27 protein-coding genes and 1 pseudogene are annotated in these 20705 nt (G+C 64.1%); 17 read left to right on the top strand and 11 right to left on the bottom strand.

The window, feature by feature from the left end; genetic code table 11:
- The first annotated feature begins 96 nt into the window (after positions 1-96).
- Positions 97-711, top strand: coding sequence for a lytic transglycosylase domain-containing protein (locus ACFDS6_RS11315; RefSeq protein ID WP_188661004.1), 615 nt, complete (start codon positions 97-99; stop codon positions 709-711).
- Between the two features lie 28 nt (positions 712-739).
- On the opposite strand, the gene ACFDS6_RS11310 is transcribed toward ACFDS6_RS11315, so the two are convergent.
- Positions 740-922, bottom strand: coding sequence for a hypothetical protein (locus ACFDS6_RS11310; RefSeq protein ID WP_096342216.1), 183 nt, complete (start codon positions 920-922; stop codon positions 740-742).
- Positions 923-1008: 86 nt separating this feature from the next.
- Between ACFDS6_RS11310 and ACFDS6_RS11305 the strand changes: the two genes are divergently transcribed.
- The 4 genes from ACFDS6_RS11305 to ACFDS6_RS11290 all read left to right on the top strand — a co-directional run bounded on the left by ACFDS6_RS11305 (position 1009) and on the right by ACFDS6_RS11290 (position 3133).
- Complete coding sequence (locus ACFDS6_RS11305) at positions 1009-1647, top strand: helix-turn-helix transcriptional regulator (protein WP_375272282.1); 639 nt, start codon at positions 1009-1011, stop codon at positions 1645-1647.
- 28 nt (positions 1648-1675) lie between these two features.
- Positions 1676-2074 (top strand): HIRAN domain-containing protein, encoded by a 399-nt coding sequence (locus tag ACFDS6_RS11300; RefSeq protein WP_097064855.1) that lies wholly within the window; start codon positions 1676-1678, stop codon positions 2072-2074.
- Entirely contained in the window at positions 2067-2330 is a 264-nt protein-coding gene (locus ACFDS6_RS11295; RefSeq protein ID WP_375272268.1) for a hypothetical protein, read from the top strand. Before ACFDS6_RS11300 ends, ACFDS6_RS11295 begins: the two co-directional genes overlap by 8 nt.
- Positions 2331-2494: 164 nt before the next feature.
- On the top strand, positions 2495-3133 hold the full coding sequence (locus tag ACFDS6_RS11290) for a recombinase family protein (protein WP_375272281.1): 639 nt from the start codon (positions 2495-2497) through the stop codon (positions 3131-3133).
- A 234-nt stretch (positions 3134-3367) separates the two neighbouring features.
- On the opposite strand, the gene ACFDS6_RS11285 is transcribed toward ACFDS6_RS11290, so the two are convergent.
- The 6 genes from ACFDS6_RS11285 to ACFDS6_RS11260 form a co-directional block, all read right to left on the bottom strand.
- Positions 3368-4141, bottom strand: coding sequence for a methyltransferase domain-containing protein (locus ACFDS6_RS11285; protein WP_375272267.1), 774 nt, complete (start codon positions 4139-4141; stop codon positions 3368-3370).
- Positions 4142-4267: 126 nt separating this feature from the next.
- Positions 4268-4519, bottom strand: a complete 252-nt coding sequence (locus ACFDS6_RS11280; protein WP_375272280.1) for a plasmid stabilization protein — start codon at positions 4517-4519, stop codon at positions 4268-4270.
- A 78-nt stretch (positions 4520-4597) separates the two neighbouring features.
- Positions 4598-4783: a hypothetical protein gene (locus tag ACFDS6_RS11275; protein ID WP_375272266.1), complete on the bottom strand. Its 186-nt coding sequence runs from the start codon at positions 4781-4783 to the stop codon at positions 4598-4600.
- Between the two features lie 59 nt (positions 4784-4842).
- Entirely contained in the window at positions 4843-5493 is a 651-nt protein-coding gene (locus tag ACFDS6_RS11270; RefSeq protein WP_375272265.1) for a sensor histidine kinase, read from the bottom strand.
- Between the two features lie 11 nt (positions 5494-5504).
- On the bottom strand, positions 5505-6284 hold the full coding sequence (locus ACFDS6_RS11265; RefSeq protein ID WP_375272264.1) for a Crp/Fnr family transcriptional regulator: 780 nt from the start codon (positions 6282-6284) through the stop codon (positions 5505-5507).
- A complete protein-coding gene (locus tag ACFDS6_RS11260; protein ID WP_181814892.1) occupies positions 6277-6444 on the bottom strand; it encodes a hypothetical protein in 168 nt (55 codons plus the stop codon). Before ACFDS6_RS11260 ends, ACFDS6_RS11265 begins: the two co-directional genes overlap by 8 nt.
- Before the next feature lie 171 nt (positions 6445-6615).
- On the opposite strand from ACFDS6_RS11260, the pseudogene ACFDS6_RS11255 reads away from it, so the two are divergent.
- Positions 6616-7634: pseudogene (locus ACFDS6_RS11255) on the top strand (IS110 family transposase).
- Positions 7635-8079: 445 nt separating this feature from the next.
- On the opposite strand, the gene ACFDS6_RS11250 reads toward ACFDS6_RS11255, so the two are convergent.
- Positions 8080-8934 (bottom strand): SDR family oxidoreductase, encoded by an 855-nt coding sequence (locus ACFDS6_RS11250; RefSeq protein ID WP_375272263.1) that lies wholly within the window; start codon positions 8932-8934, stop codon positions 8080-8082.
- Positions 8935-8963: 29 nt separating this feature from the next.
- Entirely contained in the window at positions 8964-9803 is an 840-nt protein-coding gene (locus ACFDS6_RS11245; protein WP_375272262.1) for a DODA-type extradiol aromatic ring-opening family dioxygenase, read from the bottom strand.
- Positions 9804-9894: 91 nt separating this feature from the next.
- On the opposite strand from ACFDS6_RS11245, the gene ACFDS6_RS11240 reads away from it, so the two are divergent.
- Positions 9895-10803: a LysR family transcriptional regulator gene (locus ACFDS6_RS11240; RefSeq protein WP_375272261.1), complete on the top strand. Its 909-nt coding sequence runs from the start codon at positions 9895-9897 to the stop codon at positions 10801-10803.
- A 216-nt stretch (positions 10804-11019) separates the two neighbouring features.
- On the opposite strand, the gene ACFDS6_RS11235 is transcribed toward ACFDS6_RS11240, so the two are convergent.
- A complete protein-coding gene (locus tag ACFDS6_RS11235) occupies positions 11020-12036 on the bottom strand; it encodes a zinc-binding alcohol dehydrogenase family protein (protein WP_375272260.1) in 1017 nt (338 codons plus the stop codon).
- Between the two features lie 84 nt (positions 12037-12120).
- Positions 12121-13056 carry a LysR family transcriptional regulator gene (locus ACFDS6_RS11230; RefSeq protein WP_375272259.1) on the bottom strand — a complete coding sequence of 312 codons (936 nt, stop codon included), beginning with the start codon at positions 13054-13056 and terminating at the stop codon, positions 12121-12123.
- Positions 13057-13172: 116 nt separating this feature from the next.
- Between ACFDS6_RS11230 and ACFDS6_RS11225 the strand changes: the two genes are divergently transcribed.
- From ACFDS6_RS11225 to ACFDS6_RS11180, 10 genes are all read left to right on the top strand, one after another.
- Positions 13173-13967: a type 1 glutamine amidotransferase domain-containing protein gene (locus ACFDS6_RS11225; protein ID WP_375272258.1), complete on the top strand. Its 795-nt coding sequence runs from the start codon at positions 13173-13175 to the stop codon at positions 13965-13967.
- A 71-nt stretch (positions 13968-14038) separates the two neighbouring features.
- Positions 14039-14359 (top strand): putative quinol monooxygenase, encoded by a 321-nt coding sequence (locus tag ACFDS6_RS11220; protein ID WP_375272257.1) that lies wholly within the window; start codon positions 14039-14041, stop codon positions 14357-14359.
- Positions 14346-14528 carry a hypothetical protein gene (locus ACFDS6_RS11215; protein ID WP_375272256.1) on the top strand — a complete coding sequence of 61 codons (183 nt, stop codon included), beginning with the start codon at positions 14346-14348 and terminating at the stop codon, positions 14526-14528. The genes ACFDS6_RS11220 and ACFDS6_RS11215 overlap by 14 nt, the downstream gene beginning before the upstream one ends.
- 13 nt (positions 14529-14541) lie before the next feature.
- Entirely contained in the window at positions 14542-15282 is a 741-nt protein-coding gene (locus ACFDS6_RS11210) for an SDR family oxidoreductase (protein WP_375272255.1), read from the top strand.
- A gap of 111 nt (positions 15283-15393) precedes the next feature.
- The gene (locus ACFDS6_RS11205) at positions 15394-15687 is read left to right on the top strand and encodes a putative quinol monooxygenase (protein WP_022673537.1); all 294 of its coding nucleotides are present in this window, start codon (positions 15394-15396) and stop codon (positions 15685-15687) included.
- Between the two features lie 101 nt (positions 15688-15788).
- Positions 15789-16208, top strand: a complete 420-nt coding sequence (locus ACFDS6_RS11200) for a heme-binding protein (protein WP_375272253.1) — start codon at positions 15789-15791, stop codon at positions 16206-16208.
- Positions 16209-16689: 481 nt separating this feature from the next.
- Positions 16690-17622, top strand: coding sequence for an NAD(P)/FAD-dependent oxidoreductase (locus tag ACFDS6_RS11195; protein ID WP_086493970.1), 933 nt, complete (start codon positions 16690-16692; stop codon positions 17620-17622).
- Between the two features lie 60 nt (positions 17623-17682).
- Positions 17683-18392 (top strand): IS5 family transposase gene (locus tag ACFDS6_RS11190; RefSeq protein ID WP_375272251.1). Its coding sequence is split into 2 segments (ribosomal slippage): positions 17683-17998 and positions 17998-18392, totalling 711 coding nucleotides; the frame shifts between segments, so codons are not numbered across the junction.
- Positions 18393-18684: 292 nt separating this feature from the next.
- Positions 18685-19824 carry a glutathione-independent formaldehyde dehydrogenase gene (locus ACFDS6_RS11185; protein WP_375272250.1) on the top strand — a complete coding sequence of 380 codons (1140 nt, stop codon included), beginning with the start codon at positions 18685-18687 and terminating at the stop codon, positions 19822-19824.
- Positions 19825-19855: 31 nt separating this feature from the next.
- Positions 19856-20425, top strand: coding sequence for a type 1 glutamine amidotransferase domain-containing protein (locus ACFDS6_RS11180; RefSeq protein ID WP_375272249.1), 570 nt, complete (start codon positions 19856-19858; stop codon positions 20423-20425).
- The last annotated feature ends 280 nt before the right edge of the window (positions 20426-20705 follow it).

The following is a 20705-nucleotide window of genomic DNA, read 5'->3' as shown; positions in this document are numbered from 1 at the left end:
CGCCGCCTCCACTCCCTTCAGCTTAGCGCTTTCCTACAGCAGCACGTTCGCACTATGTTCCGATTCGAGGAAGAGGAAAATGCATGATGCGAGGCGATGATGATCCGAACCTTCTTCCCCGCCGCGGCAGTGCTGCTGGCCTGCGCTTCACCCGCACTGGCGCAGCACACTGACGCGGAATTGAGTTCAGCTGAGGCGGACGATGCTTCAGCTGCCGTTTTCGAGCTGATCGAGCACCGGACGGCCGCAGCACGATCATTTTCTGCTGCGGCCGCCGATCCCCCAGTCATGACCGTCTCTGCGACGAGAGCCGCACCGCCGAGAGGACGCGAGCGATTCCTCGCGTTTATCCGTGCCGCCGAGCTTCGCCACGCGCTGCCGAACGGTTTGCTCGATGCACTGATCGCGGTTGAATCAGCCTACCAGCCCGGCGTGGTCAGTCGCGCTGGGGCCATGGGTTTGGCGCAGCTGATGCCCGCGACGGCGCGGGCGCTGGGTGTCCTCGATCCATTCGACGCGCGCATGAACGTCGATGGTGGAGCTCGCTTCCTGAGAGCCATGCTCGACAAGTTCGGGTCGGTGACGCTGGCGCTGGCCGCCTACAATGCTGGGCCTGCGGCGGTCATGCGGGCGCGCGGCATTCCCGCCAACAGCGAGACCCCGACCTATGTGCGCAAGGTCCTGTCAGCTTGGCGGCTGGGGAGCTTCTGACATGCGCGATTCCCTCGACAGCCCCGGCTCACGCGCCGTTCTGCAGCAACCAGGCATGCACATGGGCGTGAACGCGCCGACGTGGCCGGCGGCCCGCCCGGAGGTCGAACACGAACCGAGGATCGTGGACGACGAGGCGGCCGAACCGCGTGGGGCTGAGGCCCACCCGTGTCAGAAAAACTTCGATCCTCGGCAGCAGATCCCCGTCCATGCGTCGCGACTCGCTTTACTCCGTTCCTGTTATGTTCCATACTGCGTGATTAGTGCTGTAGGAAATCCCCTATGATGCTCGCCACGATCGAACACCCGCGCGAAGCGCTCCAGCGGCTCATCGAAGAGCGCAAGGAGGAGTATGCCGCGCTGTCGCGCATGCTCGGCCGCAATCCCGCATACATCCAGCAGTTCATCAAACGAGGTACGCCCAAGCGGCTCGACGAGAAGGACCGTCGCCTTCTTGCCAGCTATTTCGGGGTGAAGGAGACGGTGCTCGGCGGTCCTCAGGATTGGGAGAAGCCAACGCTGCAGCAGGTGCCGGTGCTCGATGTCTATGCGTCGGCCGGCTACGGGGCTGCCGACTTTGGCGAGGCGCGCCGGACGTCGATCGGCTTCGATCCGCGCTGGCTCCGCGAGCGAACCAAAGGCTCGGCCGATGGCCTGTCGATCATTCAGGTGAAGGGCGATTCGATGGCTCCGACGCTCGCCGATGGTGACGATGTGCTCGTTGATCGCAAGGATGGGGTGAGCCGGCTACGCGACGGCATCTACGTCCTGCGGCTGGACGATAGCCTGATGGTCAAGCGGCTGGCGCGGCAGCCCTCGGGTCGCGGCATCTCGATCAGGAGCGACAATCCCGACTATCCGAGCTGGCAGGACATCAATCCCAGCCGGATCGACATCGTGGGACGGGTGCTATGGTTCGGTCGCACGCTGAGCTGATCGGGACAGCCCGGTCACAGGTGACAGCATGAAGCAGATGAGCCTGCACGTCGTCGGCGCGAACCATCCCAATGCGGATGGCGGCAACCGGCGCTTCGAGATCCTGCTTTGCGGGCCCGGCGAACCGATCGAGCTGGTTCCTGAGCCGAAGAACCCGGCGGACCCGCATGCGATTGCGGTGTTCAGCAGTCGGAATGTCCAGATCGGCTATCTGACCGCGGACCGCGCTCCCTGGATTGGTGGCATGCTGCGCAATGGCCGTCCAGTCGAGGTGATTTTCCAGGCTGCCACGTCAGCCGGTGCCGCCGTTCGGATCGCGTTCGACGGCGATCATCCCGTTCTGCCGCCTGCTCATGCGACTGGTGCCACACCGCCGAATTCGGGGACGGTCGAGTTCTGGCCAGACGAGATCTACCCTGATGACTGATCCCGCTTCTCTCGCCGTCGAGGGCCATAACAAGCTAGGGAACGACGCTCCAAGTGGCCGAGCGGTACAACCGATCCTTGAGGAGGCGTGGGCGATCGCGATCGATCTGCGCCGGGATCTCGGCCTGTCCGAGGCGATCGCCTGGGCAGACGGCTATCTGGAGGAGGTGCGGGAGAAGGAAAGCTTGACCGCCGCCGCGCGCTGGGTGGTCGTGATCAGCGCTTTGGCCGAGTTGGCCCGAGCAAGCGTGCACTGACGATCGCTGATCGAGATAGCAGCCTAGCTCGCTAGGTTCGGCTTGCTTGGCTAAGCTCGGCAGCATCGGCACGATCGGCTCTGAGCTGCCGTCCCACTGCGTAGCTCATCCGGGTATACCCAAGCACGCCGGGCGGGAGTGATGAGCACGTGGCAGGCAGCGAGGTGAGGGCGGCGCGGGTGTACCTGCGGGTGAGCACGGACGAGCAGGACCTGACGCGGCAGGAGAGCATCGTCGCCGGCGCGCGGGCGGCCGGCTTCTACGTGGCGGCCGTGTACCGGGAGAAGGCGTCCGGCGCGCGGCCCGACCGGCCGGAGCTCCTGCGCATGGTGGCGGACCTGCAGCCGGGCGAGGTGGTGGTGGCCGAGAAGATCGACCGCATCAGCCGCCTGCCGCTGGCGGAGGCCGAGCTGCTGGTGGAGACGATCCGCGGCAGGGGGGCGCGCCTGGCGGTGCCGGGCATCGTGGACCTGTCCGAACTGGTAGCCGACAGCGCGGGCGTGGCGCGCATCGTGCTGGAGGCGATGCAGGACATGCTGCTGCGGGTAGCGCTACAGACGGCGCGCGACGACTACGAGACCAGGCGCGAGCGGCAGCGCGAGGGGATCGAGATCGCGAAGCGGGCAGGGCGGTACACCGGCCGCAAGCCCGACCTCGCTCACCACCGCCGGATCGTGGGCCTGCGCGAGGCGGGCATGAGTATCGCGAAGACGGCGGAGCTTGCCGGATGCAGCATCGCGCATGTCAAGCGCGTCACCGCACTCTACCGCGCCAGGACGGCCTCAGCAGCGCCGACCTCGTGAAGCGAGCCGGGCTTGTCCGCACAGTCCAGCCGGTCTTGCCGATATCATGACCTCTGAGCCAAGAGACGTGATCTACTTCGACGGCGGTGCACCACCACGGCCAAGCGCCGGGCTTAGCGTACGTTTTCGGGCCTTCTCTCACCGGTCTCCTGTAAACGCTCGTGATAAGTGGCGGCGTTCTGATAGCGCTATTTGCCGCAGCGAGCGACGAGGGTCGAGCGAACCCAAGTGACCTTAGCTCGGCTGTTTTCTGCCCGTTGTGAAGAACAAAGCCATATCATTGGGAACATAGCCGCTCACCGCGTCGGCAATCGCGCTGCCGATGAAGTCGGCCCTGATCGCCTCCCTCGTTTCGGCTCTGGCCTCCTTGATGCCCCGCCACGCCGGATGATCCAGGCGCTCGCCGTACATGGCGATCACGTCGTCGATCGCGACTGGGTTGGTATTCGCGAAAGCTTTGCGGATACCGACGACCTCAAATCCTGCCTGAACCAGCAAGTCGCGGCACCGTTCAGGCGTATCCGCCACTTCGCCGTAGGACAGCCTCACCCCGTGACGAAGCGCCGCTTCCGACGCGCGTTGCGAAAAGCCGAATGGCTTGGCGGCTGTGTCGAACGCGATCGTACAGCCCGGCTTCAGAAGGTCACGCCAACAGCGCAAGGCCGCGTTGATATCCGACATCAACACAAGGGCGGACGCGCAGAACAGACGATCAAAGCTGCTGGCAGCATAGGCGGGGTGTTCGGCGTCTTCTTGCTCAAATCGAACATTGGCGAGCCGCGCCTCCGCCGCTTCGATCATCGCCGCGACGATGAAGGGCTGCGAGATGGTCTGCTCCTCGGCGATGGGAAGCGGAGCGTCTTCATACGCGAACTCCTCGAGGCCCGGTTCGACGAAGCACTCCCGCGGAACGGCACGCATCGCTGCCAGCACGCGCTGATCCCGAACGCCACGCCGCTTGATATGCACGTCCATCATGCGATCGCGTGCGCGTTGAACGTCGGTCATTGCCGCTCTCCGTGCGATGTTCTTTCCGTGAGAAAACACGGCGATCCGAGGCGTTCCGGTTCTCGCCCCTTGGGCCGACGACCTGGGGGCTGGTGGCCATCTTCTCGGCCACATCCCGCCCATCTCTCACTTTCCCGCGACGTTGCGCTTGCGGGTCGCCGCTGCCGCCTTAGCGGACGCGGAGCGATCGGCTGCCGATCGGTGCGCGGATGCTTCTCCGCCCTTCTTACCGCCCGTCTTCAAGGAGTCATGCATGTCGGCTTTGCCGCGACCCGATCCCGGCTCGTCGCCGCCTCCGCTCTCCTTGGTGACCGTCGCTCGGGCGCGGCGTTCGGCCTCATCCTTGGGTCTGCCGCGTTCCTCGTAGCTCTCCTCGATGTGCTCAGCCTTACGCTTCTGCTTATCGGTATAGTCGTCCTTGTCTCCCTAGAGTATCGGCTCTCTCCTGCTCGCCCGTCAGGCTGATCGGATCGTCAGCTTCGGACGGGTCTTTGTGCGCCTGCGCAATTCGCGCGCGTGCGCTTCATATTCGATCGCGAGCAGGCGGTGCGCCGATCCCGCCTCGGCCGATTTCGCACTGTCTGCTGCCTCGGCTTCCTCTCGGGCGCGCCGTTCATAATATTCGAGATTGTCGTTGGTCACGTCGCCCTCTTCAGTCTGCTCCAGCTACTCTCCACACGAAGGCTACGACAAGATGACGCCTAGTGGCTCGCCATCGGCACCCTGATCTCGAAACACTTTGATCCGTTCGCGGGCAGAATGACGAGCCCGCCGATCGACTCGAGCAATCGCCGTACAAGTCCGAGCCCCAGTCCACCCGTCGTTCGACTTGCGATCTCGGGAAAAGGAAGACCGTCATCATCGACGATGATCGTCAGACTTCGGCTGTCGTGCGGGCGCACGACGATGCGGATGCGACCACTTCGGTCCTGTGCGAAGGCGTGTTTGATGGCGTTAGTCGCCAGCTCGTTGACGATCAGCGTCAGTGTCGTGACCTGAACCGCCGACAAGCCGCTCACGGCGCTCGCCGTTTCCAGCGACAGGAAGATGGAGCGCGGCTCGGCCTGGCTCTGCAACGCCTCGCACACCTGCCGCAATGCCGCCTCCAGCGTCGGTCGGCGTTCTTCCTTGAGCGACGCTCGGGCACGCGCGAGGATAGCGACCCGCTCCATCGTGTCGATCAGCGCCTGCCGCGTCTCGTCACTTGCCGCCTTCCGGCTCTGAAGCGCGAGCAGGCTCACGACGAGCTGGAGGTCGTTGCTGCACCGATGATTGGTTTCGCGCAGCAGCAGCTCGGCTTCCGGCGACAGGGCACGATAACCGGCAGAAGGATTGGCGTAGGCCGTTGCCATCTCGGAATCGTTCATGGCGCGAGGTGGGCGGATGCTCGCCCGTCCTGTAGATAGGCAGGATCGAAACCCGCGATCTGACGAAGCGCGTCCATGTCGGCGATCATGACAGTGCGCCCTTTCGTCTCGATCAGGCTCTCGGCGCGCAGCTGCTGGACCGTGCGATTGACGTGGACAGAAGTGAGGCCGAGCACATCGGCGATCTGCTCCTGGGTCAGCGGCAGCTCGAAGCGGCTCTCCCCATCGTCCAGATCGCCGAGCCGCGCGCTCATCTCGCACAACAGATGCGCCAAGCGCTGCCGGGCTGACAGCCGGCCAAGGCAAAGCGCCCACTGGCTGAGGATCGCGTTCTCATTCAGCGCGAGCCAGCCGAGAGTCTTGGCGATGCCGCTGTGCTGCTCGGCCAGCGCCAGGACGCGGTCGCGCGGAAGGGTGAGAACCTTGGTCGGGGTGAGCGTACGCACCGCATAATGCATGCGCGTGAAGAGCAGAGCGTCCAGGTTCGCCGCTTCGCCGGGGGTCAGGAGCGCCACGATCTGACGGTGGCCGTCTCGCGTCATTTTGTAGCGGCACGCCCACCCATCGATCAGAACCTCGATGTGGGCGGCGCGCTCGCTCTCCCGCAACAAGTCCTTGCCGGCTGCGACCGACCTTGCGGGAAGCGCGACTCTCTCAAGCGCGAGCCGGTCCTCCGTCGAAAGGAAGGGAGACGCGGCGAACCGCGTGCCTAGCAGCGTCGGGTGAGACGAACGCTGGTGTGAGAGGGTCCCGCTGGACCGAAACTCGTCAAGCATGTTCCACCTGCCTCGCCGGTTCCACGGAGGCGATACGATCGAGATAGGCCTCGGCGAGCCGGTGGTGCGCCGCTACGACTTCAGGCTTGGTCGCCCGCTGCGCCAACTCCAGTTCGGCTCCGGCGCGACGTTGGAAATAGAGGACATCATCTTCGGTCATGCCTTCCTCCACCTACCGTTCACATGCGATACATATTCCGGCATCTTCTCCATGTTAAGTTCTATCGGCTGGTCTGTCGGGAAGGCGACATGACGTGATGGGGTGGACGGCCCCTGCACCAGCGATGCTGTGCAATGATGTGGCCGTTGAGCCACGTCTAGGAGTCGATCCATGCAGAAGGATGTCGTGACCGTCGGTGTCGATCTGGCGAAGAACGTTTTTCAGGTCCATGCGATCGACGCTATGGGAAGGTATTGGTGCGGCGGCAGCTTCGGCGCGGCGAGGTACTGAAGTTCTTCACATCGTTGCCTCCGTGTCTGGTCGGGATGGAAGCGTGCGCATCGGCGCACCATTGGGGTCGCGAGCTTCTGGCACTGGGCCATGATGTCCGACTGATGCCGCCGGCCTACGTGAAACCGTACGTGAAGCGTGGGAAGACCGACGCCGCTGATGCTGAGGCAATCTGCGAAGCGGTTACCCGGCCGACGATGAGGTTCGTTGCGGTAAAGAGCGTCGACCAGCAGGCCGTGCTGATGCTCCACAAGACCCGAGATCTACTCGTGCGACAGCGAACCGCGTTGATCAACGCCTTGCGAGCGCACCTTTCGGAGTACGGCATTGTCAGCAGCAAGGGACCCGGCGGCGTCACCGCGCTGATGAAGCTCCTCCACGAGGAGCAGGAGAAGCTGCCGGCACATGCGCGGTCGGCACTGCAAACCATCGGTGCTCAGCTGCGCTCGTTGGCAAGCGAGGTTGATCGGCTCGAGACGCAGATTCTCGGCTGGCATCGGGCGGACGACACCAGCCGTCGGCTTGCGACCATCCCCGGCATCGGTCCGATTACCGCATCGGCCATCGCCGCGGCCGTGCCCGACGCATCGCTATTCCGCTCCGGGCGGCAGTTTGCGGCATGGCTCGGGCTCACACCTCGAGCCCATAGCTCGGGTGGCAAGGAGCGGCTTGGCGGCATCAGCAAGCAGGGCGACGGATACCTCCGCAAGCTGCTGGTGGTCGGCGCGACCGCGGTGATGCGCATGGCGCGCAAGGATGCCGCCCGCCAGCCGTGGGTCGCGCAGCTCCTCGAGCGCAAGCCAGTGAAGATTGCGACCGTCGGGCTCGCCAACAAGGCAGCGCGCATCGCCTGGGCGGTGATGGCGCGCAAGGAGGTCTACGCCGCGGCTGCCGCGTGACCGCTGTCCTCGCCGATCGCTAAAGCGAGCGGCAGGATGGTGTAAGGGCAGCTGAGTGGTGATGACAACTCGGTCAGACCGGGGATCGAACAAGCCCAGGGGAGCAGAGCGCTTCGAGCGCGATGACGTGATTAGGGATCCGATCCGCGGACTTCATCAGGGCCAGCAGCCATGCGGTGCTGCGCGAACAGGCCGAACACATGGATGCACCCGACCGGTGCTCATCGTCGCTTGAAAGCTCTTGCACCGCAGGGGTCGTCCACACATGGCTCAACGGCCACATCATTGCACAGCATCGCTGGTGCAGGGGCCGTCCACCCCATCACGTCAATCGCAACGCCAATTCCGGCCGTCGAACCTGTCACGAGCGTCGTCTTGCCGGAAGGGTCGATATTCATGCGCTATCTCCAGGGATGGTCTTTAACGGTCTGGGGATTGCGTAACGTCAGCCCTGCACGGCGAGTTGCGCCCGCACGGCGTCGGCCAGCGGTGTCGTCGGACGTCCGATCAGCTTCGAGAGCTGGTGACCGTCATCGAACAGCGCACCGTTCGAGGCATCGACGTCCCATGCCGCAAGTCTCTCGGCGAAGCCCTCGGGCAGGCCCACCTGCTTCAGGATCGCAGCGTATTCGGCCTGCGGCAGGTCGCGGTACGGGATGTCGCGGCCGGTCTGGCGCGAGATCTCGGCGGCAAGGTCGGCGAGCGTCACCGCGTCGTCGCCGGCCAGCTCATAGGTCTTGCCCTCATGACCCTCGCTGGTCAGCACGACGGCTGCGGCCTCGGCATAATCGGCGCGGGTCGCAAGCGACAGGCGCCCCTCGCCAGAGCTGCCGACGAACGCGCCATTTTCCAGAGCCGCCGGGATCGAGCCGGTGTAGTTCTCGGTGTACCAGCCATTGCGCAGGAGGGTCGTCGGGATACCGGAGGACGCCAGCAGCGCTTCGGTCGCGCGGTGTTCCTCACCCAGGCTGATCGGCGATCGGTCGGCGTGCAGCAGGCTGGTGTAGACGATACGCTTGATGCCCGCCGTCTTGGCGGCCTCGATGACGTTGCGGTGCTGTGCCTCGCGCTGCCCGACCTCGCTCGACGAGATCAGGAGCAACGTGTCGATCCTGGCCAGTGCCGGAGCGAGCGTCTCGGGCTGCGCGTAATCGAACGCGAGTGCCTCGACACCCAGGTCGCTGGCCTTTTCGGGCGAGCGCACCAGCGCCACGATCGGCTCGTCGGTCGACTTGCGCTTCAGGCTTTCGATGACGAGGCGGCCAAGCTGGCCGGTCGCGCCGGTGACGCCGATGGTCATGACAATTCTCCTTCAGTGACACGGTGAGATCAGTTGAAACGGAAACCCGAGATGGCGGTCGACAGCACTTCCTCGGCATAGACCCGGGCGCCTTCGCCTTCGGCCGCGCCGGCCGCGACCATCAGGGGCAGCAGATGCTCCTCCTTGGCGGGCGGATGGGCGAACCGCGCCGATGGCGCATCGGCCCAATGCGCCAGACGCTCGGCTCGCTGCGCACCATCCAGTTCCATGCTCTCGGCCAGCCATTGGTCGAACGCCTGCGAGCCGGGCGTCGAGCGCGGATCGCCATAGGCGCGCATGTTGTGGAAGCTCATGCCCGAACCCAGGATCAGCACACCTTCCTCACGCAGCGGCGCAAGGGCGCGGCCCGCAGCGACATGGAGGGCCGGGTCCAGCCCGCGCTCGACGGACATCTCGATCAGCGGAATGTCCGCACTCGGAAAGGCGACCTTGAGGGGCACGAACACGCCGTGATCCAGGCCCCGCTCCGGGTCGACAGAGGAAGGGATCCCCGCATCCTTGAGCAGGGCCGCGGCACGGGCGGCGAGCGCGGGTGCGCCCGGCACGTCGTAGCGCAGCTGATAGGTATGGGGCGGGAAGTTGTAATAGTCGTAGATCAGCTCGGGCCGTTCGGCGCCGGTCAAGGCAAAGCCGTCCGTCTCCCAATGTCCCGAGACGACGAGGATAGCCTTGGGCTTCTCGGCAAGCGAGTTCGGCAGGCTGCGCAGGAACGCTTCCATACCGCTCCACACGCCGCGCGGATCGTCCATGAAGAAGCAGGGGCCGCCGCCATGCGGGATGAAGTAGGTAGGCTGGACGCTCATGGTCATACACTCCGGTGCAGGCGCCACGGAAGCCGCCTGGATCATTGTTCGATCTGTTGACCGGGATATGTGCCCACTATCGCGCAATGATAATCTGCCACGTAGAAGGATCAGCTTCAACCACGGGTAGGAAATCATGGCGGATCGGTTGACGGGTATGGACGTGTTCGTAAAGGCGATCAGGCTCGGTGGCATCTCTGCTGCCGCACGCGATCTGCACATGTCGCCGGCGATGGCGGCCAAGCACCTAGACGCCCTCGAAGCGCGGCTCGGCACCACGCTGGTCCAGCGCTCGACGCGTCGGCTGTCGCTGACCGAGGCAGGCACCGACTATTTCGAAAAGGCCGAACGTATCCTGATGGAGATCGGAGAAGCCGAGGCGGAGGCATCGTCGCGGTCGATCACCGCCCAGGGACTGCTGCGCGTCAGTGCGCCCGCCACCTTCGGCGTTCTGCACCTTGCCTCACTCATCCCTGCTTTCTCCGCACGTCATCCCGAGGTGACGATCGAACTGGGCTTCAACGATCGTTACGTCGACCTGCTGGAAGAGCGTTGGGATGTCGCCGTACGGATCGGGCGCCTCGCCAACAGTGCGCTTGTTGCCCGCAAGCTCGTGACGATGCGCGTCGTGTTGTGTGCCGCCCCCTCTTATTTGGCGAGGAGGGGAACGCCGACCCGCCTGGCCGATCTCGGCGATCACGATTGTCTGGGCCACACCAACGCGTCGCTTGCAGGAACGACATCGTGGGCGTTCGGCAAAGACGGGACGATCAAGGTGCCGATCTCAGGATCGATGTGTTCCGACAATGGCGAGGCCTTGGTTCGCGCTGCCATCGCGGGCCAAGGGCTGGTCTATGGGCCACGCTTTATTGCGGCAGAGGCGCTTCGCGCCGGCCAGTTGAGCGAGCTTGAGCTGGACGAGCCGCCTATGATGCTGGGAGCGGCATATGCCATCACACACCCGACGCGGCGCCCCGCCGCCAAGACGCGGGCGTGGATTGACTTCTTAGCCGAAGCACTCCCCGCTCGTGGCACCGACTGGTAAGATGCCGAGCTAGCAGACGTCCCGATTTTTCACCTGAGGACCGCGTCTGCTATCTCGAAACATCACGGTCTTTGACTATTGTAGATATCAGTGACCCAGCGAAAGCGACGCCCACAACCGCACATGGCTGGCATCGATAACGCCGAGGCTTGGTCCCTTTCAGTTGGTGCAGCGGGGGCCGCGGGCGCGGCGGACGTTGAGTGAGCGTGAACCGCATCACTGCCAACCCTCGATGACGATCTTGCCGCGTGCGGTAGTGCTCTCAAGCGCCTGGTGCGCGCGCTTGAGGTTCGCGGCGTTGATGGGGGAGAACCGTTCGGTGAGGGTGGTGCGCACCTCGCCGGCGTCCACGAGGCTGGCGATGGCCGACAGGATCTGACCCTGCGTTTCCATATCAACAGTCTCGAACATGGACCGGGTGAACATAAACTCCCAGTGGGTCGACACCGACTTGCGTTTGAACGGTACGACATCGAGCGTCTTGGGGTCGTCGATGAGCGCAAAACGTCCCTGCGCGGCGATCAGCTCGGCGATCTGCTCGATATGCTCGTCGGTGTGGGTGGCCGAAAAGATGAAAGCCGGCGCGCCGATGCCCAAATCCGCCACTTGCCGAGCCAGCGGCTGGCGATGATCGATGACATGGTGCGCACCGAGCTCACCCACCCAGGCCTGCGTTTCAGGGCGCGAGGCCGTCGCAATGACGATCAGCTCGGGTACTTGGCGAGCAAGCTGGATCGCCATCGAGCCTACCCCGCCGGCACCCCCGACAATCAACAGCGCATGTGCTGCACCGGCTACAGGAGTACGCACGGACAATCGCTCGAAGAGGGCCTCCCACGCGGTGATCGCCGTCAGCGGCAACGCCGCTGCCTCTGCCCAATCGAGGCTGGCCGGCTTCTTCCCGACAATGCGCTCGTCGACCAGGTGCAACTCGGCGTTGGTCCCATCGCGGCCGATGCTGCCCGCGTAGAACACCTCGTCGCCCGGTTCGAAGCCGCGCACTTCAGGGCCAACAGCGCGAACGACACCGGCGGCATCCCAACCCAGGACACGCCAATCACCGCGGATCGAACCCGAGCCAGCGCGCACCTTCGTGTCAACAGGGTTTACCGAGACAGCCTTGACCTCGACGAGGAGATCACGGCCGGTAGCGTTGGGATCGGGAAGTTCGATATCGACGAGAGCTTCCGTGCGATCGATCGTTCCGGGCTGCTGGTAGCCGATTGCGCGCATGATAAATCCTATTGTCAGGGGCTGTATAGCGAACTTTGTCGCGTACGGGATACGCACAAGCGACATCGCGGTTCGACATCGTCCTCAGGCTGGCGACGGCGTGGTTGCCGCTGCCGTCCTCCCCGTGAGGTCGGTGATGACCGCGCCGATCAGCGCCCGTAACCAGCGGTGTGCGGGATCATGCCGATAGCGGACGTGCCAAGCCATCTCCACGGGAAAGCTGCCAAGGTCGACCGGAGCCGGCAGGATCTTCAGCCGGGGGTCGTGCCTCAGCCGCCTGCAGATGAGCGAGGGCAAGGTGGCGCAATAGTCGGTCACGGCCACCATCTCGGCTACCGCGAAGAAGTTTGTCACGGAGATTGCGACGTCGCGCTTCAGCTGCTGCTGCGCCAGCGCCTGGAACAGCCCGGCGCGCATCCGTCCGGGCGGCACGATGTTGACATGCTTCATCGTCTCGAACTGCTCGCGCGTCATGACATCGCCGACGCCCGGATGGTCGGCACGGACGGCGCAGGCGAGCCCTTCGTCCATCAGGTGCTGGACGACGAGGTTGTCGGGCGGATCGACGATGCGGCCCAGCACGAGCGCCGTCGTGCCCGACACGACGCATGTTTCCACAAGATCGTTCCCGTAGGGCGTCAGACGAAGCTTTATGCCGGGGGCGACCTTCTCCAGACGCGCCACGATAGCGGGGACGAGGACGAACTCGACATAGCCGTTTGGCGCGATCGTGAAGAGCCGTTCGGCATGTACGGGGTCGAAGGCCTGCTGACCGAGGACCGCGTCGTCGAGCTGGGCGAGTGCCTCGGCGATCAGCGGTGAGAGTTCAAGCGCGATCGGGGTCGGCTGGATGCCGTAGCGCTCGCGGACGAACAGTTGGTCCTGAAGCATCAGTCGTAGACGCGATAGGGCGTTAGACAAGGCGGGCTGTGTCATGCCCATGCGCTCGGCGGCCCGCGTGACGCTGCGCTCCTCCATCAACGCGACGAAGATCGGCAGCAGGTTCAGATCGTAGCGCATGCAGTCATCCTGTCAGCGTTATATCTGACATTAGAAAGATAAACTTCTGGAATATGTCAACGAGGCCCATTTCCCATCCGTCGGCGACGACGGACGCCGCGAACATGGAGGTTCAGATGAGCAAGGGTCAGGTTCTCGTTCTTGGATCGAATGCGACACAGCTCGGTCTGCGTAGCGGCGGTACCGCAACGGTCGGTCAGTATCTCAACGAAACGGCAGTCCCCGCGCTGGCACTGCTCGACGCCGGCTATGATATTGTTCTCGCTACGCCCAACGGGACCAAGCCGCACATCGACGCCGGCTCCGACACGAAGGACCACTTCGGCGGTGATGAGGCGGCATACCAGCGCGCCAAGGACTTCTTCGCCAGCCACCCGGCCATGAACGACGTCCGCACGCTGAAATCAGTCGTCGACGAGGGTCTGGACGGCTTCGTTGGCGTGTTCGTGCCGGGAGGTCACGCGCCCATCGTCGACCTGATGCAGGACCCCGACGCGGGCACGATCCTCCGTCACTTCCACGCGGCGGCCAAGCCGACCGCGCTCCTCTGCCACGGACCGGTGGTCGTTGTCGCCGCGCTCGACGATGCTCCGGCCTTCCGCAAGGCGCTGGAGGAAGGCGATGACGGCGGGGCGGCCGACCTGGCGCGAGACTGGATCTACTCAGGCTACCGCATGACAGTCTTCTCGGCGAGCGAGGAAAAGATCGCCGAGGAGCAAGTGCTGAACGGCGAACTCTACTTCGACATGGAAAAGGCGCTGCGATCGGCCGGTGGCGACGTCTCTGTCACCGACAAGAACTTCGCTTCGAATGTCGTCGTGGACCGGGAACTGATCACGGGTCAGAATCCGGCGTCGGACCAAGCCATGGCCGACGCTTTGATCGAAGCCCTCGATCGCGCCGCTGCGTGAGTACCAGGATGACGGGCGGGGCGCTCAGGATGCGCCCCGCTTCGCATGTAACCATCATAAGGAACGGTGCCATGACCGCCAACGTGAAGATCGTCGCCGTCCTCACCGCCCGTGCGGATACCGTCGACCGCCTGCGCGCCCTGCTCGACGCCATGCTAAAGCCGAGCCGTGCCGAGCCGGGCAATTTGCGCTACGATCTCTGGCAGGACCAGAGCGATCCGAACCGCTTCGTCCTCGACGAGCTGTACGCGGACGCGGATGCGGTCACCGCCCACCGCGCGACGGCCCACTTCCAAAACTACCTCTCCCAGATCGGCGATCTGGCCGAGCGCGCCGCGTTTGTCCTCAAACCCATCTCCGCGACCTTGGGGTGCTGCCATGGGCAAGCTTAAAGAATGGGTGGGGTCGGCGCTGCTGGCACAACCGTTCTACATAGAGGAGGTGCGGATGATCGGCCTGTTGGCACCTGCGCTTCGCACGGGGCTCTTGGGCCTCGTTCATCCACGCACCTACCGCTGGCGCGGGGCCGCGACCCAGCGAAACAATCAACATCTGAAATGAAGGACACACAGTCATGACCAAGGGTATCGAAGGCAAGGTTGTTCTCATCACCGGCGGCAGCACCGGCATTGGCGCGGAAACCGCGCGGCTTCTCGCCGAACGCGGTGCGAAGGTCGCCATCGCCGCACGGCGCAAGGACAAGCTCGACGAGGTCGTCGCGCAGATCGCCGAGAACGGCGGAACGGCACGCGCCTATGCGCTCGACGTCACCGACAAGTCGGCGGTCCAGTCCGTCGTCGCCGCGATCGTCGCCGACTTCGGCCGTCTCGACGTACTGATCAACAACGCCGGTCTGATGCCGATCCGTCCGATGGCCGAGGTCAACACCGACGAGTGGGACCAGATGATCGACGTCAATCTGAAGGGCACGCTCTACGGCATCGCCGCGGCTCTTCCCGGCTTCCTGGAGCAGGGCAGCGGCCACATCATCAACCTGAGTTCGGTCGCCGGCATCAAGGTCTTCGCCCCGGGCGGCACGGTCTATTCCGGCACCAAGTTCGCCGTCAGCGCGATCAGCGAAGGTCTTCGCCAGGAGGTGGGCGAGAAGGTCCGCGTCACGTCGATCGAGCCCGGAGCCGTCGAGAGCGACTTGAAGTTCACGACCTCGGGTACGGCTGCCGAGACGGTGCTGGACTTCTACAAGCGGGCCATCCCGGCGGCATCGGTGGCGCGTGCTATCGCGTTCGCTGTCGAACAACCTGATGACGTCGACGTCAACGCGATCGTCATCCGGCCGACCGCACAGGAGTTCTGATTTCGACGAGGAGGCGGGGCCGCGTGTGCTCCGCCTCATGGGGAACGTACCGGTCCGCTCGTCCGTTACTTTGCCGAATAATATCTGTCCGTTTCACTTGAGGAGTCATTTATGCCCAAACTTGCCCTGTATGTACCACTGAAGGCCAAGCCCGGAAAAGAGCGCGATGTCGCCGATTTCCTGACCTCGGCATTGCCGCTCGTTCAAGCTGAGCCGGGCACTCTGACCTGGTATGCGATCGAGGAAGGTCCCGGTGCGTACGCGATCTTCGATACGTTCGACACAGAGGAGGATCGGCAGGCCCATCTTGACGGCAAGGTTGCCGCCGCACTGATGGACAAGGCAGACGAACTGTTTTCTGAACCGCCGCAGATTCACAAGTTCACCCTGCTGGCCGCGAAATAGCGGAGCGGTCGGCACCCTAGCGCGTCGCCCTCATCGCCCGCGTGGGGGGGGGGGCGGCGTACGTTGAACGGCTTTCCCCGAACCGGCCACGGAGACACACCATGCGCACCACCCAGACGCTCGACCTGAACGACGCGCGGACGATCATCGATGCGGGGATCGCGGAGGCCGAGCGGATCGGCAACCCGATGAACATCGCGGTGGTGGACGCGGGCGGCTGCCTCCTAGCGTTCGCGCGGATGGACGATGCGTGGCGCGGCAGCGTCGACATCGCGATCGGCAAGGCGTGGACGGCGCGCGCGTTCGATGTCGAGACCAAGGCGCTGGCGAAGCTCGCCCAGCCGGGCGCCGACTTCTACGGCATCCATGCCTCCAACGACGGCAAGGTGATGATCTTCGCCGGGGGCGTGCCGATAAAGGAGGGCGAGACGGTGATCGGCGCGGTACGCGTGTCGGGCGGCACCGGCAAGCAAGACCAGGGCGTGGCCGAGGCGGCGGCGCAGGCGTTCGCGCGCGGCTGAGCCTTGGAGCGCGGTGCCGGGCGCGGCGGTGCCCGCTTAATGGCACGCCGACGATTTGCAGCTGTCGATAACGGGCACTCGTCAGTGCCGAGGTCGGCTGCGGAAACGGCCTGATCGCCTTCGTATCGAGCCTGCCCGTCACGAGTGACTTTCTGAAGTGGCAGGCGCGAACACCTGATTCACAATGTTCGAACATCAGCTCGCACACCGCAGGTATTGCGGATCGTGCCGGCACCGTCTTGACGTATGCGGATGGCGGAGGGGATGGGTCTCAAATCCAACCTTCTCTGCTTTTTCTATTTGAGATCGGGGACAGGAAACTCGTATTCTAGAGCCACTGCTTTCGAGACACCGGTGGCCGCCTTCATCGTTGAGAACGCCTATCAAAACGGTGAAACGATTCGCATCGACGGCGAGTTGCGGATGCGCTGAACCCCCTTGCCCCGCCCCGTCGCGCCCCACCCGCGCAGAAGGAGACCCGATGCCAGACGCCCCCACCGCCGGACGGATTGACTGCCTGATCGTCGGGGGCGGCCCGGCCGGCCTGACCGCGGCCATCTATCTGGGCCGCTTTCACCGCAAGGTGGTGCTGGTCGACAAGGGCGAGGGGCGGCTGAAGATGGTCCCGCGGTCGCACAACCACGCGGGCTATCCGCAGGGCGTGGTCGGCGCCGACCTGCTGGAGAACATGGCCGACCAGGCGCGACGCTACGGGGCCGATCTGCGCCGAGGGGAAGTCACCGGGCTGCGGCGCGACGGCCGGCTCTTCACCGCCCAGACCGACGCAGGCCCGATCACCGCCCGCACCGTCCTGCTGGCGACCGGGGTGGTCAACCACCGCCCGCCGGTCCCCGAGGACGTGCACGCCGACGCCGTCGACCGCGGCCTGCTGCGCTATTGCCCGATCTGCGACGCGTTCGAACAGACCGGCAAGCGCATCGGCGTGCTGGGCGGCGACCGACACGCCCTGGCCGAGGCGCTGTTCCTGCGCACCTACAGCCCGGACATCGTGATGATCTCGCTGACCGGCGAGGGGCTGGACCCCGACGCCCAGGCGCAGTCCGACGCGGCCGGGATCAGCGTCGTCGCGGCACCCGTCTCGGGGTTCGACTTCTCGGGCGACCGGGTGGTGCTGACGCTGGCCGACGGGCAGACCGAGGTGATGGACACGCTGTATGCCGCGCTGGGATCGCACACCCGCAACGACCTGGGGCGGATGCTGGGGACCGATCTGGTCGGCGGCCAGTGCTATGCGACCGATCCCCACCAGCGCGCCAGCCTGGACGGGGTCTATGCCGCCGGCGACGCGGTCGATGGGCTGGACCAGATCGGCACGGCGATGGGCACCGGCTCGCGCGCCGCGGTGGCGATCCACAACGATCTGCGCGACCAGGACGGGCAGACGCTCGACTAGGGCCTGTTAGCGCCTGCACCTGACTCTATGTCGGTGGCTTTTCCGCCAAGGAAAGCTGAGATGCTGAGCGACGAACAGTGGGCTGAACTGGAACCGTTGATCGAGGCGTGCCGCCCGCACGCGAAGGTGCCGAGCCCGCACCTGCGACGAACCATCGAGGCAATCCTCTGGCGTCATCAGAACGGGGCGAAGTGGAGGTCACTGCCGGCGGAGTTCGGGCCCTGGTGGATGGCGGCTCAGACCTTCATCCGGTGGGCACGGCTCGGGGTTTGGGAGAGGCTGCTGGCGTTGGTTCAGGAGCGTGGCGTCCGGCTCGGCATGGTGTTCCTGGATGGAACCAACATCCGGGCGCACCAGAAGGCAGCGGGTGCCAGCCGAAAGGGGGATCTGCGAAAGAGCGAGACGGCCGTGAAGCGCTTGGCCGATCTCGTGGCGGCTATGGCACCAAGGCCTGCGTGATGGCCGACGCCGTTCCGCTGCTGGACAACCTGCCCGGCGTTCCGAAGTGGGTCGTGGCCGATCGCGGCTATACCAGTCATGCCTTCCGCCAGCACGTCTGGGACATGGGAGCCCGACCTGCGATCCCGCCGCTTCGCCACGAAGCGCCCGTCGCCTGCCCGGACTGGATCTACAACAACCGAAACCGGGTCGAGCGTTTGTGGGCTCGATTGAAGGAGTGGCGCGCCGTCGCCACCCGCTACGAGAAGACTGCCGTCAGTTTCCTCGGCGTCCTCTGTCTCGCGGCAGCCCTCGATTGGATCAGGCGCTAACAGACCCTAGTCGACGGCGGTTCAGTCGACGGCGGCGGGCGCGCCTCCCGCGCGGCGCGGGTCGCCTCCGTTTAGAGCGTTATTCGGCCATTATGGCCCAGTCATTCTGAAAACCGCCGTGAATCGGTCCCAGGGGATAGCCCACGGGAAGGAACCTCTCAGGTAGCACAAGGTTCAGGAAACTGAGATCACTTGGAAGGGTGCGATGTCCTCCGCCGTTGCGATGGACCGGATCATCAGCAAGGTCTCGATTTGATGACGGGTTGAGAAGAGCTGCGAAAGGAAAAGATCAGTGAAAGCTGTCGTGTACAACGGGCCTAAGGATGTTTCTGTCAGCACCATCGACGATCCCAAAATCGAAAAGCAGACCGATGTTATCATCCGGCTGACCACGACCAATATCTGCGGGTCGGACCTTCACATGTATGAGGGCCGTACCAGCTTCGAAAAGGGCCGGGTCTTCGGTCACGAAAACCTTGGCGAGGTCATCGAAGTTGGCGCTGCCGTAGATCGTATCAAGAAGGGCGATCGCGTGTGCATGCCGTTCAACGTCGGTTGCGGTTTCTGCGAAAATTGCGAACGCGGTTTGACGGGTTTCTGCCTCACGACCAACCCTGGAACCGCCGGCGCAGCGTATGGCTTTGCCGAGATGGGTCCGTGGCAAGGTGGTCAGGCCGAGTTGATGCGCGTTCCTTATGCGGACTTCAATTGTCTGAAGCTGCCTGAGGACGCTGAGGAGAAGGAGGATGACTATGTCATGCTCTCCGACATCTTCCCCACCGGTTGGCATGGCGTCGAACTGTCGGGTTTCCTGCCTGGCGAAAGCATCGCGATCTACGGCGCCGGTCCGGTCGGTTTGATGGCCGCGCACTCAGCCGAAATCCGCGGTGCCTCTCAGATCTTCGTGGTCGATTCTCACGATGACCGCCTGAAACTGGCCGAGGCGATGGGCGCTATTCCGATCGACATGCGCAAGGGCGATCCCGCCCAGCAGATCCTTGACGCGACCGGCGGCCTCGGGACCGACCGGGGGGTCGAGGCGGTCGGGTATCAGTGTTGCGATCGCCACGGCAAGGAGCGCAGCAATTACACGATGAACTGCCTCGTCAAAAGCACGAAGGCCACCGGCGGAATCGGCGTCGTCGGCGTGTTCGTTCCGGAAGACCCGAACGCGCCCGACGATCTCCAGAAGGAAGGCAAGATGGCGTTCGACTTCGGCAACTTCTGGTTCAAGGGCCAGAAGATCGGCACCGGCCAGTGCAATGTAAAGCACTACAACCGGCGACTGATGAAGCTTATCGAGCAAGGCCGGGCCAATCCTGCCCAAATCATCTCGCACCGACTGCCGCTTGATCAGGCACCAGACGCCTACAAGCATTTCGACGAGCGCGATGCTGGTTGGACGAAGGTCGTGCTCAAGCCGGGCACCTGACCTTAGTCTTCGACGGAATAGGAAATAAATTATGACTTTGGAAGGCAAATCAGTTGCCATTCTGATCGCACCCCGCGGGACGGAAGAACCAGAATTCTCGAAGCCCAAGCAAGCTGTCGAGGACGCTGGTGGCAAAGTGACCGTGGTCAGTTTTGAACCGGGCAAGGCTCGCACAGTCAATAACGATCTTGACGAGGGTGCCAGCTATACTATTGACAAGACGTTTTCCGAGGTGAAAGCCGACGATTTCGACGGACTTGTTGTACCCGGAGGGACTGTCGGTGCCGACAAGCTGCGCGGCAGCGTCGAGGCGATTGGTTTCGTCCGGGCTTTCTTCGATCAGAAGAAACCTGTTGCGGCTATATGCCATGCACCCTGGACATTGATCGAGGCGGGCGTGCTTGAGGGTCGCACCTTGACGTCCTACCCGACGCTGAAGGTCGATATCGAGAACGCCGGCGGTGCATGGACCAATGAGGAAGTCGTGGTCGACAACGGCCTTGTTACAAGCCGCGACCCCAATGATTTGCCCGCCTTCTGTGCCAAACTCGTGGAGCAAGTCGCGGCAGGTGTGGGCGCTGGGCTCGCAGCCGGGAATTAAAGACGGGGCGTTTCGACGAACCATGTGAGGGCCCTCTCCCTTTAGAAGGTCCGCACAAAGCAAGTGTGGCGGATGGCCAGCGATTGGCCGTCCGCCACGCCGAGTATCACACGAACACGGCGCAGCTGACGGGCACTTAAACCCTAAGCCGCGTCAACCGCGGTGACACATCGCCGGCTCCCGCTTCCAGATTCGACCCATTCCAACGTGTGGTCGAGATGCACCTGATCGAACGTGCGTTCGGCCAGATTTACGACCTACAGCGCCGCCTTGAGATAGC

The organism is Sphingomonas sp. (assembly GCF_042095875.1).
GTDB lineage: Bacteria > Pseudomonadota > Alphaproteobacteria > Sphingomonadales > Sphingomonadaceae > Sphingomonas.
This window is presented reverse-complemented; position numbering and strand designations above follow the sequence as displayed.